Below are 12,312 nucleotides of genomic sequence, written 5' to 3'. Positions count from 1 at the left end.
CGTAAACGTCGGGTTTCTACGCACCAAGTTTCAATTCCAGACCCGTCCCTCAAGCAGCGAGGCGCCGCGCGCCAAGCGACAGGGACCCTAGAAGCAAGAGAGACATTCATGGCCGACGCCTACATCTACGACGCCGTGCGCACCCCGCGCGGCAAGGGCAAGAAGGACGGCTCGCTTCACGAGATCACCGCCCTGTCGCTGGCGACGCAGGTGCTGGAGGCGATCCGCGACCGCAACGGCCTGGACACCTCCAAGGTGGACGACGTCATCCTCGGCTGTGTCTCGCCGGTGGGCGAGCAGGGCGCCGACATCGCCCGCACCGCCGTGCTGAACGCCGGCTGGTCCCAGGCCACGGCGGGCGTGCAGATCAACCGCTTCTGCGCCTCGGGCCTGGAAGCCGTGAACATGGCGGCCGCCAAGGTGAAGTCCGGCGAGGCCGATTTCGCCGTCGGCGGCGGCGTCGAGGCCATGAGCCGCGTGCCGATGGGCTCGGACGGCGGCGCCTGGCCGGTCGATCCGTCCTCGGCCTTCGCCACCTATTTCGTGCCGCAGGGCGTCTCGGCCGACATGATCGCCTCCAAGTGGGGCTTCAGCCGCGCCGACGTGGACGCCTATTCGGTCGAGAGCCACAAGCGCGCCGCCCAGTCCTGGGCCGAGGGCCGCTTCAAGAAGTCGGTCGTGCCGGTCAAGGACCAGCTGGGTCTGGTCCGCCTGGACCATGACGAGACCATTCGTCCGAACACGGACATGCAGACGCTCGGCGCGCTGAACGCCTCCTTCGCCATGATGGGCGAGATGGCCTTCGACAGCGTGATCAACCAGCGCTACCCCGAGGTCGAGCGCGTCAACCACGTCCACACCCCCGGCAACTCTTCGGGCATCGTCGACGGTTCGGCGGGCGTCCTGATCGGTTCGCTGGAAGCCGGCAAGGCCCTGGGCCTGAAACCGCGCGCCAAGATCCGCGGCGCCGCCTCGATCGGCTCGGAGCCGTCGATCATGCTGACCGGCCCCGAGTTCGTGACCCACAAGCTGCTGGGCCGCCTGGGCATGAAGTCGACCGACATCGACCTCTATGAACTGAACGAGGCCTTCGCCGCCGTCGTCCTGCGCTACATGCAGGCGCTCGACATCCCGCACGACAAGATCAACGTCTGCGGCGGCGCCATCGCCATGGGCCACCCGCTCGGCGCCACCGGCGCCATGATCACCGGCGTGGTGCTGGACGAGCTGGAACGCTCGGACAAGGAAACCGCCCTCATCACCCTGTGCATCGGCGGCGGCATGGGCACCGCCACCGTCATCGAACGCGTCTGATCGGGAGCGACTGACCATGGAAAACTTCAAGATCGACGTGGACGCCGACGGCGTCGCCCTGATCACCTTCGACGTCCCCAGGCGCTCGATGAACACCCTGACCTCGTCCGTCATGGCCGAGATTCCGCAGCTGGTGGAACGCATCAAGACCGACGACGCCATCAAGGGCGCGGTCATCACCTCGGGCAAGACCTCGGGCTTCTGCGCCGGAGCCGACCTGGGCGACATCGCCGGGGGCATGATCGGCGGCGCCAGCCTGCAGGACGCCTATGACGCCGGCTGGAAGATGAACGGCGCCCTGCGCGCGCTGGAAACCTGCGGCAAGCCGGTGGCGGCGGCCATCAACGGCCTGGCGCTGGGCGGCGGCCTGGAGCTGACGCTGGCCTGCCACTATCGCGTGGTCGAGAACGACAACAAGATCCAGTTGGGCCTGCCCGAGATCAAGGTCGGCCTCTTCCCCGGCGGCGGCGGCACCCAGCGCCTGACGCGCCTGATCGGCGTGCAGCCGGCGATGATGGCCATGACGGAGGGCAAGTCCTTCCGTCCGAACGACGCCAAGGGCGCGGGCATCGTCCACGAGATCGTCGAAAAGGGTCAGTCGGTCGAGGCCGCCAAGACCTGGATCAAGAACGGCGGCAAGGCCGTCCAGCCGTGGGACGACAAGTCCTTCAAACTGCCCGGCGGCGGCCCCTATCACCCGGCCGGCATCCAGAACTTCCTGGTCGGCAATGCGATGATCCGCAAGCAGACCTACGGCAACTATCCCGCCGCGACCAACCTGATGAAGGCCGTCTATGAAGGCGTTCAAGTGCCGATGGATGCGGCCCTGCGCATCGAGACCCGCTACTTCATCAAGACCCTGATGACGCCGCAGGCCCAGGCCATGATCCGCAGCCTCTTCCTGTCCAAGCAGGAACTGGACAAGGGCGCCGTGCGTCCGGCGGGCGTGCCCAAGTCTGACGCCAAGAAGGTGACGGTGCTGGGCGCCGGCATGATGGGCGCGGGCGTGGCCTATGTTCAGGTCATGGCCGGCATCGAGACCGTCCTGATCGACCAGACCCAGGAAGCCGCCGACAAGGGCAAGGCCCATGTCGAGGAACTGCTGAAGAAGCGCCTGTCGCGCGGCCAGATGACCCAGGAGAAGTTCGACGCCACCCTGGCTCTCGTCACCGCCACCACCGACTACGACCACATCAAGGGCTCGGACCTGGTCATCGAGGCCGTGTTCGAAAACCGCGAGATCAAGGCCGATGTGACCAAGCGCGCCGAGGCGCAACTGGTTGAAGGCGCGATCTTCGGCTCCAACACCTCGACCCTGCCGATCACCGGCCTGGCCGAGGCCTCGGTTCGCCCCGAGGACTTCATCGGCATCCACTTCTTCTCGCCCGTCGACAAGATGATGCTGGTCGAGATCATCCTGGGCGAGAAGACCGGCCCGGCCGCCATCGCCAAGGCCATCGACTACGTCCTGAAGATCAAGAAGACGCCGATCGTCGTCAACGACAGCCGCGGCTTCTACACCTCGCGCTGCTTCTCGACCTTCCTGATGGAGGGCATGGCCATGCTCGAGGAAGGATATGCCCCGGCCCTGATCGACAACGTCGGCCGCATGACCGGCATGCCGCGCGGCCCGCTGGAAATGCACGACGACGTTGCTCTGGACCTGTCCTACAAGATCGCCAAGCAGACGGCGATCGACCTGGGCGACGCCTATGTCCCGGCCGAGGGCGCCGACATCGTCGCCAGGATGGTCGAGGGCGGTCGCTATGGCCGTAAGAACGGCAAGGGCTTCTACGACTACGCTGCCAAGCCCAAGACCCTGTGGGCGGGCCTGTCGGAACTTGCCCCGGTCAAGTTCGACGACTCGACCCCGGAACTGGTCGAGGAGCTGAAGACGCGCCTGCTCTATCGTCAGGCCGTCGAGGTCGCCCGCTGCTGGGCCGAGGGCGTCATCGACGACCCGCGTGAAGCCGACCTGGGCGCCATCCTGGGCTGGGGCTTCGCGCCCTGGTCGGGCGGCCCGATCACCCTGATCGACCAGACCGGCCTCAAGGCCTTCGTCGAGACCGCCGACCGTCTGGCGGCGACCTACGGCGACCGCTTCAAGGTCCCCGAACTGCTGCGCGAGATGGCCGCCAAGGGCGAGACCTTCTACGGCCGCTTCGCCCCGGAGAAGAAGGCGGCCTGATCTTCACGATCGGCTGAAAACGGAAAGGGCGGCTCCTTCGAGCCGCCCTTTCTTTTTGGGCTATCGCTCGCGACGCGGTCGCTTGCTGCGTGAGCGCACCCCTTGCCCGTCATCCCGGAAAGCGCGCAGCGCTTATCCGGGACCGCAAGAAGCGGCGGCGCCTTGGGCGGTCCCGGCTCTGCGCGGCTTCGCCGCTTGGCCGGGATGACGGATCAAGGCGGATCAACGGCTCCTGAACACCCGCGACGCGGCATAGCCCGTCAGCGCCGCCAGGATCACGCACAGCACGCCGTAGGACCACGGCCTACGGTGGGCGAACTCATAGATGTCGCGCTCCAGCCCGACCTTCTCGACGCTCAGGGTCAGGTTGGACACCGAGACCGGCGCCCCCTCCTGGAACAGCCAGACCTCGGCGTAGTATTTGCCGGTCGGGGCCACAGTCGGCAGCTCGACCTCGGCGCGGAACAGGCCCTTGTCGACGAACTCGACCCCGGCGGGATCGGTGTCATAGAGGGCCGCCGCCTCCTTCAGCCGGATCACGGCGCGGCGCCAGTCTAGGTAATTCTCGCCCAGACGGCTGACCACCACGTCGCGCACGCCGTAGCGGGTGACGGTGCGGCTTTCCTGCGGCGCGTCGATGCGCAGGTGATCGACGCCGACGCCGAGCCGCCGCAGCTGGCCGAAATCGGCCACGTCCGACAGCGGCCGGGTCGAGGCGGTCATGTAGAAGCCGGGCGCGCCCTCGAACAGGACCGGCCGGCTGTTCAGCCAGACGCCCATGTTGCGGGTCTTCTTGACCAGACGCACCGGGGCGTCCGGCCCGCGTACCACCACCACCACGTCGGCGGGCACGTCGGTCGGATTGAACACCGCGCCATACAGGACGATGGAGGCGCCGCGGAAGCTGGAGTCGACCTTGACCTGGGCGTCGGTCAGGGCGGCGGCGACGCGCACCTCGCCCTCGGTGGCGACCGAGCGCTCAACCGCGCCGACTTCAGCCGGAACGACGACGGGCGCGGGTTCGGGCGGCAGGACCTGGAACATCAGTCCCCCACCCCCGGCGCCAGCAGGAAGAGGTCGCTGGGCCGCACGAACAGCTCCAGCCCCATCTGGATGCCGACCAGCAGCACGATCAGGCCGAGCGCCGCGCGCATCTCCTCGGCGCGGAACCGTCCCGACAGCCTGGCCCCGAACTGGGCTCCCACGACCCCGCCCAGCAGCAGGATGGTCGACAGGACGATGTCCACCGTCTGGTTGCGCCCGGCCTGCAGGATGGTGGTGACAGCCGTGGTGATGATGATCTGGAACAGGCTGGTCCCGACCACGACGCCGGCCCGCATCCGCAGCACATAGAGCATGGCCGGGACCAGGATGAAGCCGCCGCCCACCCCCATGATGGCCGACAGGATCCCGGCGAAGACGCCCAGGCCGAAGGGCGGAATGGCGCTGATATAGAGGCCCGAGCGCGGGAAGCGCATGCGGAACGGCAGGCCGTACAGCCACATGGGGCGGCGGCGTTCCTTGCGCGGCGGGGTCTCGCCCCGGACGCGATAGAGGATCTGCGTCAGACTTTCGTACAGCATCATGCTGCCGATGGCGCCGAGGAAGATCAGATAGGACAGGGCCACCACCAGATCGGCCTGCCCCAGCAGCCGCAGGTAGCGGAACAGCTCGACGCCCGCGAGCGCGCCCAGGGCCCCGCCGACGGCCATGATGCCGCCGATGCGGTAGTCGACCGCCTTCATGCCCGAATAGCGGATGACGCCCGAGGTCGAGGAGGCGACGACGTGGCTGGCCTGGCTGGCGACGGCCACGGTCGGGGGGATGCCCATGAAGACAAGGACAGGCGCCATCAGGAAGCCGCCGCCGATGCCGAACAGGCCCGAGACAAAGCCGACCAGCGCGCCCAGCAGAACCAGGAACGGCCAGTTCACCGAAACCTCGGCGATCGGCAGGTAAATATCCACGGCACGCGCCTTCGGCTGGAAGGGAACGCAGAACAGCGCCGGAAAGGCGACTAGGCTTCTGGTCTTAGCGAGGGCTGCGACGAACCGCCACCCCCGCCCTGCGTGTTCGCCTCAGCCCGTTACGCGACCGGCTCGACCGTGAAGGCGTCGGCGGCTTCGCGTGCGACGCGGCGCGTCTCGGCCGAGGTCGCCGGCGTCAGCCGCTGCACCGCCGCCAGCGCCTGCTGGTCGCCGCGTCGGGCCGCGATCATGTACCATTTGAAGGCTTCGGTCGCGTTGGGGGCCACGCCCTCGTCGCCTTGCTCATAGAGGCGAGCGACGTTGTACTGGCTGTCGACGCGGCCGGCCTCGGCGGCCTTCTTGAGCCAGGTCAGGGCCTCGACGCGGTTCCGTGCGCCGCCTTCGCCGTCGTACAGTTGCATGGCGTAGTAGTGCATGGCCCGTGGCTCGCCGCCCTCGGCCGCGCGTCGCGCCCAGGTGCGCGCCTCGACCGGATCGGGCGCCAGGCCGGCGCCGCCCTCCTGATAGAGACCGGCCAGCCGCAGTTGCGCGCCCGCATGACCCAGGTCCGCCGCGCGCTTCAGCGTCTCCAGACCGCTGTCGTCGCCGTTGTCGAGCAGTTGAGCCGCGCGGGCGAACAGGGCCGCCCCCTCGGTCGCCGCCACGTCGGGCGACGGCACCGCGTCGGTCGGCGCGGCGTCCAGAGCCACCGCCGCCAGCGGCGTCGCGGCCGGCGTCGCCGCGGCGGGCGCGCCGCCCGTCAGGGCCGCCATGTCCGGCAGGATCAGGCCCGAGCCTTCGGCCAGTTGCAGCGAGGCGTAGCCCCCGCCCATGACCAAAGCCGCCACGGCCGAGGCGCCCAGGGTCTTGCGAAGGGTCGAGCTTTCGCGCGACGCCTGCTTGTCCAGACGCTCCTGCAGCTTGGACTTGCCGCCGCGCTTCATCTTCAGGCCGAAGGCCTGGCGCGGTTCGTCGGCGGCCGGCGTCAGGGCGGCGCGGGCGGCGTCCAGGGTGTCGCGGGTCGAGGCCGCGCGGCCCGCCGCCGCCCCCGCCTGCAAGGCCGCGGGGTCGATGAAGTCGTTCTCGGCGGAGAAGCCGCCGTCGTCCGCCGGACTATCGACCAGCGGCGGCAGGCCGCCGACCGGCGGCTCGTCCAGAACATCGCTGACGTCGGCGCCGCCGAAGTCGTCGAAGGCCGGCTCGGCCTCAAGCGCGAGATCGGTCGAGATCGAGCCGAAGCGCGCCGGTTCCGGGCTGGAGCCGAACGGCGCGGGCGCGACGGACTCGATCTCGAGCGGGTCGGCGAAGGCCGGCTCGGGGTCGGACGTCAGCGGCGCGGGGAAGGGCGCGGCGTCCAGAGCCCCGCCCAGGGTGTCGTCGGACCAGTCATCGACCGAATCGGCGAAGGCGGCGGCGCGCCAGTCGCCGCTCGCGCTCTCGGCCGGACTCCACGGGGTCGGCTCGGGGCTTTCCAGCGGAGTCTCGCGGCGACCGGCGCGGGTCCCACGCTGCTCCATGCTTTCGCGGGCCTCGGCCAGCAGGCGCGCGGTGCGATCCTCGCTCTGACGCATCCGCTCGGCCAGGTCGCCCGAGGCGCGGTCGTAGCGCTGCTCGATCTTGTCGGTGTTCTCGGCCAGACGACGGCCGATGTCGTCCAGGGCCTGGGCCGAACGGCGCTCCGACTGGGCGATGCGTTCGCTGAGGCGGTCCGAGATGCGGGTGATTTCACCGCCCAGCCGTTCCAGCGCCAGGGCGTGCTGGTCGTCGGACCGGGTGATGCGCTGGTCCATCGCCTGGACGTAGCGGCCCATGTCGCGGTCCAGCTTCTCGTTCAGGGCCTTGCCGAGCACTTCGATCTGCTCGCCGGCGGCGCCGCCGGTCTCGACCTTCTCGACCCGCGCGTTCAGGTTCTGGGCGATGCGCAGGACCTCGCGGCCCATGGCCTCGACGGCGTCGGCCGAGCGCTGCTCGGCGGCGCGGGTCTGATCGCCGACGGCGGCCAGGGCGCGCTCGACGCGCTCCACCCGCCCCTCGGTCTCGGCCACGTCGAGACGGCGCATCATCTCGCCGCGGCTGCTCTCGACCTGACGAGTCAGGGTCTCGGCCAGCTTCTCGAAGCGGGCGGCCTCGCGGGCGTGCTCGGGCTCGATCCGGCTCTCGGCGTCGCGCAGACGCAGGTCCAGGGCCGCGAACGACCGCTCCAACCCCTTCAGGGCCTCCGACGTGCGATCCTGCGCCTCGTCCAGACGCAACCCCACCTGGGCCAGGACGTCCGTGCCAGGCCCCGGTCCGGCGGCCTTCTCGATGGCCTCCATCCGTCCGCGCAGGTCGCCGATGGTGGTGCGCTGACGCTCGTCCAGGTCGAACAGACGGCTGGAGACGGCGCCGAGGGCGGCGTCCAGCTTGGCGAAGCCTTCCTCGGTCTTCGGGCCGGTTTCCTGCTCGAAACGGCGCAGACGCTTGTGGCCCTCGCGCAGTTCGTCGGCGATGTCGTCGATGCGGCGGGCGTAGCCCAGGCCGATCTCGTCCTGCTTCTCCAGGCGACGCACCAGGCCGACCACGGCCTGATCGACGCCCTGGATGGCGATGGTCGAGCGGCGCTCGGCGGCTTCCAGGCGTCCGGCGATGACCTCGATGGACGCTCCGAGACGGCCCGCCCCCTCGTCCTCGACGCCGTAGACGTCGTCCAGGCGGCGCGAGCGGCTGCGGCGGTCATAGGGATCGGGAATGGGCGTGCGGCGCGGCAAGGGCGTGACGTCCTCGTCCTCGTCCGGCTCATCCATGATCATGGAATTCAGCCACTCGCCGAGCGTCATGCCCGAACGGCGCGCAAGGTCCTTGGCGATCTCGCGAGCCTTGGGGTCGATCCCCTTCACGCTCCACGGCGCTGCTGCGCTCACTGATTCGCCTCCCGAGCCTTTGTGGGACGCTACCGCTCCAGATCAAGCGTGTAAACGTGTCGTTAACCGCAATATATGGCGCCTGGGCGAAGGAATCACCGGCAGCGCTTGTTCGCGGTCAGGCGCTTTTCACGCCGACATGGTTAACGTCGCGTTTAGATTCATCTTCTCGCAAGATTTCAGCTTGCGAAGCGGCGCCTCAGACGCCACCTGCCCTCGCCATGAGCCCTTCGCTGACCTTGATCCTGCTGGCCGCCTCGAGCGCCGTCGCCGTCTTTTCCGGCTGGCGCGGCGCGCGTCCGCCGGACCTGACCAGGGGGCCGCGCATGATGCCGTGGCGTTTCATCATGCTGGTCGCGGGGGCGCTGAACTTCCTGCTGCTGATCCACCTGGTCTCGACGCTGAGCGGCCGGACCTTCCCCTCGCCCTACTGAGGGCGCGACGGCCTCCCCATTGCATGGGTGGGGGTTGCGCGGCGCCTGAGATGACATGACAGAGGAGGCGACTCGACGGCTGACGCCTGCGCCGCCCCCTCCACCGCTACGCGGTCCCCCTCCCCACAAAGTGGGGAGGAAAGCAGGAAGCGGCCCTCAAGCAGCGCGAAGCGCGGTAGGGCCGCTCAAAACGGCGACTTCAGTCGCCTGCGAAACACCAAGCAAGAACCGCCTTCTGGGCGTGGATGCGGTTCTCGGCCTCGTCCCAGATCAGCGACTGCGGCCCGTCGATGACGGCGTCGGTGACTTCCTCGCCTCGGTGAGCCGGCAGGCAGTGCAGGAAGACGGCGTCGGGCGCCGCCAGACCCATCAGGGCCTCGTCGACGGTATAGGGCTCGAAGGCGGCCAGGCGCGCCTCGTAGTCCTGATCCCCCATCGACACCCAGGTGTCGGTGACGACCACGTCGGCGCCGACCACGGCCTCGCGCGGGTCCGAGGTCAGGTGGACGTGAGCGCCGCCCTTCTCCAGATCGCGCAGGTCGGGGTGGTATTCCGCCGGGCAGGCGACGTTCAGGCGGAAGCCGAACTTGGCCGCCGCGTGCATGAAGCTGTGGCAGACGTTGTTGCCGTCGCCGACCCAGGCGATGGTCTTGCCCGCGACCGGGCCCATGTGCTCCTCGATCGTCAGCAGGTCGGCCAGGATCTGGCACGGGTGGCTGCGGTCGGTCAGACCGTTGACCACCGGCACGCTTGAGACGCGGGCGAAGCGTTCGACGTCCTCATGGTCGTTGGCACGGATCATCACCGCGTCGACCATGCGCGACAGGACCTTGGCCGTGTCCTCGACCGGCTCCCCGCGGCCCAGTTGCATGTCGGAGGCCGTGGCGATGATGGCCGAGCCGCCCAGCTGACGAATGGCGGCGTCGAAGCTGAAGCGGGTGCGCGTCGAATTCTTCTCGAAGATCATGGCCAGGACGCGGTCCTTGCCCGGCGCATCGGCGTCGGGACGCCCCTGGGGCCAGCCCTTGCGCGCCTGCTTGCGGGCGTGAGCGTCGTCCAGAATGGCGCGCAGATCGGCCGCGTCCAGCCGATGGATGTCGAGGAAGTGACGGACCATATCTAACTCCGCTCATCCCCGCGAAGCGGGGACCCAGTCCTTTGGACGCAGAACGTCCGAGTAATGTCATCCGCCGCTCGCCCAGTCCCGCCGTCATTGGGAAACAGAACTGGGTCCCCGCTTTCGCGGGGATGAGCGGTAGAATGATTAGGCCGCCAGCTTGGCGCGGGCGAACTCGCAGGCCGTTTCGAACTTCTCGACGGCCTCGCGGGCCTCTTCGAGGGTAATGTTCAGCGGCGGCAGGATGCGGACCAGGTTGTCGCCGCCGCCGGCGACCAGCAGCTTGGCCTCGTCGCGGGCCCAGCCCATGAATTCGCGGTTGTTGGGGACCAGCTTGACGCCGACCAGCAGACCCTTGCCGCGCACCTCGACGATCACGTCGGGGAAGCGTTCCGCCAAGCCGTGAAGCTGCTGCTTCAGATAGCCGGCGACCTCGTTGACGTTGGCGATGACGGCGTCCGACGACACCTCGTCAAAGGCGGCCTGACCGACCGCCATGGCCAGGGGGTTGCCGCCGAAGGTCGAGCCGTGGGCGCCGACCGTCATGCCCTTGGCCGCTTCGGCCGTCGACAGGCAGGCGCCGATGGGGAAGCCGCCGCCCAGGGCCTTGGCGACCGCCATGATGTCCGGCGTCATGCCGGCCCATTCGTGGGCCCACAGCTTGCCGGTCCGGCCCATGCCGCACTGGACCTCGTCGAAGATGATCAGCACGCCGTACTGGTCGGCCATGTCGCGCATCCAGCGCAGGTCTTCTTCCGGGGTCGAGCGGCAGCCGCCCTCGCCCTGCACCGGCTCCAGGATGATCGCCGCCGTGGTCGCATTCTCGAAGGCGGCGGTCAGGGCTTCCTTGTCGCCCCACACCAGCTGATGGAAGCCTTCCATCTTGGGCCCGAAGCCCTCGGTGTAGCTGGGGTTGGCGGCGGCGTTGATCGCGCCATAGGTGCGGCCGTGGAACGAGCCGTCGAAGCCGTAGATGTCGATGCGTTCCGGCTGGCCGTTGGCCGAGTGGAACTTACGCGCCGTCTTCAGGGCGCACTCGACCGCCTCGGTGCCCGAGTTGGTGAAGAAGACCACGTCGGCGAACGACTTGGCGCACAGGGCGTCAGCCAGGGCGTCCTGGCCCGGAATCTTGAAGATGTTGGAGACGTGCCACAGCTTCTCGGCCTGATCCTTGACCGCCTGCACCAGCTTGGGGTGGGCGTGGCCGAGGGCGTTGGTCGAGATGCCCGAGACGCAGTCCAGATATTCCGTGCCGTCGGTCGCCCAAAGGCGGACGCCCTGGCCGCGCTCCACTTCCAGCGGCGCACGATTATAGACACCCATCAGATGACCGGACACAGGCAGACTCCATAAAGCGAGACGGTCCCGACGCATCTGCGACGGGACCGCTTCAAAAAGGGTGAGGGACTTGTCGGGCGCTATTCCCGCTTAGTCAACACCATGCCTGCGCGCCGTCAGTGCAGTTGCGCGTCCAGCTTCTGGATCAGAGCCGCGTAGGTGGCGCCGGCCGCAGCGATGGTCGCGCCCTCGACGGCCTCGATGGCGTCGTCCTTGGAGTGGATCACACGGAAGACTTGCGGGACAAAGCCCTCGGCCAGGCCGTTGGTCTCGCCGCCGTTGAAGGCCAGCCACATCTGGTGGGCGCCGACCTGATCCTGGAAGCCCAGCGACACCACCGGCGCGCCCGCCGCCGAGAAGGCGCGGTCGTCGGACGGCGGATACGCGGGGAAGCCGACGCATTGCAGGGCGCGCTCGGCACACAGTTCCTGCACCGCGCGGGTGACGAAGGCCGACTGCGCCCCGTTGTTCTGGCCGTACATCAGGGTGTCGCCATAGGCGGCGACGTCAGAGTTCACCACGGCGGCGACATTGGCGATCCCGTGCGCCTCGATCCACTTCTTGGCGCCGATCAGGCCCAGTTCTTCCTGGTCGAAGAAGATGACGCGGACGCGGTGCGCCAGAGGCTTGTCGCGCAGGATCTTGGCCGCCTCGATCAGGGCGACCACCGAGCCGGCGTTGTCGATCACGCCCTGGGACATGGTCCCGTCGCGCAGCTTCACCGCGTCATAGTGGGCGGTCAGCAAAATCTCTTTCGGGCCGTCGCCGATGGTGACGACGACGTTGGAGCCCTGCATCGGACCGGCGCGGCCGCCGCCCTCGAAGGTCTCGACCGTCGGCGCGAAGCCGGCGGCGCGCAACTGGCCCAACAGGACATTCATCCGCTCGGCGTTGGACGGCTGGACGTAGGCGCCGACCTGGGCCTTCAGCGCTTCCGCGTCCTGCGCGAGCGCAGGCGTGGACAGAAGCGCGGCGGCGGCGACGGCGGACGCGAGAACGGATCGAAACAGCATGAAGGACCTCCCATGCCCCTCCCCAGGGGCGTTCGGTCCTG

Annotated in this window: 9 protein-coding genes; 3 read left to right on the top strand and 6 right to left on the bottom strand. The window is 68.7% G+C overall.

The window, feature by feature from the left end; genetic code table 11:
• The first annotated feature begins 108 nt into the window (after nucleotides 1-108).
• Both AC3IS2_RS00525 and AC3IS2_RS00520 read left to right on the top strand, forming a co-directional pair.
• On the top strand, nucleotides 109-1,314 hold the full coding sequence (locus AC3IS2_RS00525; protein ID WP_489198726.1) for an acetyl-CoA C-acetyltransferase: 1,206 nt from the start codon (nucleotides 109-111) through the stop codon (nucleotides 1,312-1,314).
• 16 nt (nucleotides 1,315-1,330) lie between these two features.
• On the top strand, nucleotides 1,331-3,502 hold the full coding sequence (locus AC3IS2_RS00520; protein WP_489198725.1) for a 3-hydroxyacyl-CoA dehydrogenase NAD-binding domain-containing protein: 2,172 nt from the start codon (nucleotides 1,331-1,333) through the stop codon (nucleotides 3,500-3,502).
• Between the two features lie 222 nt (nucleotides 3,503-3,724).
• Here the strand turns inward: AC3IS2_RS00520 and AC3IS2_RS00515 are convergent, their stop codons facing one another.
• From AC3IS2_RS00515 to AC3IS2_RS00505, 3 genes are all read right to left on the bottom strand, one after another.
• A complete protein-coding gene (locus tag AC3IS2_RS00515; RefSeq protein WP_489198724.1) occupies nucleotides 3,725-4,546 on the bottom strand; it encodes a TIGR02186 family protein in 822 nt (273 codons plus the stop codon).
• Nucleotides 4,546-5,469 (bottom strand): sulfite exporter TauE/SafE family protein, encoded by a 924-nt coding sequence (locus AC3IS2_RS00510; RefSeq protein ID WP_489198723.1) that lies wholly within the window; start codon nucleotides 5,467-5,469, stop codon nucleotides 4,546-4,548. Before AC3IS2_RS00510 ends, AC3IS2_RS00515 begins: the two co-directional genes overlap by 1 nt.
• A gap of 119 nt (nucleotides 5,470-5,588) precedes the next feature.
• Nucleotides 5,589-8,369: an SEL1-like repeat protein gene (locus AC3IS2_RS00505; RefSeq protein ID WP_489198722.1), complete on the bottom strand. Its 2,781-nt coding sequence runs from the start codon at nucleotides 8,367-8,369 to the stop codon at nucleotides 5,589-5,591.
• 221 nt (nucleotides 8,370-8,590) lie between these two features.
• Between AC3IS2_RS00505 and AC3IS2_RS00500 the strand changes: the two genes are divergently transcribed.
• The gene (locus AC3IS2_RS00500; protein ID WP_489198721.1) at nucleotides 8,591-8,803 is read left to right on the top strand and encodes a hypothetical protein; all 213 of its coding nucleotides are present in this window, start codon (nucleotides 8,591-8,593) and stop codon (nucleotides 8,801-8,803) included.
• 199 nt (nucleotides 8,804-9,002) lie between these two features.
• On the opposite strand, the gene argF is transcribed toward AC3IS2_RS00500, so the two are convergent.
• From argF to AC3IS2_RS00485, 3 genes are all read right to left on the bottom strand, one after another.
• On the bottom strand, nucleotides 9,003-9,920 hold the full coding sequence (gene argF / locus AC3IS2_RS00495) for an ornithine carbamoyltransferase (RefSeq protein WP_489198720.1): 918 nt from the start codon (nucleotides 9,918-9,920) through the stop codon (nucleotides 9,003-9,005).
• Nucleotides 9,921-10,067: 147 nt separating this feature from the next.
• Nucleotides 10,068-11,243: an aspartate aminotransferase family protein gene (locus AC3IS2_RS00490; RefSeq protein ID WP_489200169.1), complete on the bottom strand. Its 1,176-nt coding sequence runs from the start codon at nucleotides 11,241-11,243 to the stop codon at nucleotides 10,068-10,070.
• 131 nt (nucleotides 11,244-11,374) lie between these two features.
• Complete coding sequence (locus AC3IS2_RS00485) at nucleotides 11,375-12,271, bottom strand: M20/M25/M40 family metallo-hydrolase (protein WP_489198719.1); 897 nt, start codon at nucleotides 12,269-12,271, stop codon at nucleotides 11,375-11,377.
• Between the last annotated feature and the right edge of the window lie 41 nt (nucleotides 12,272-12,312).

This window comes from Brevundimonas sp. KH_025 (assembly GCF_057839885.1).
This window is presented reverse-complemented; position numbering and strand designations above follow the sequence as displayed.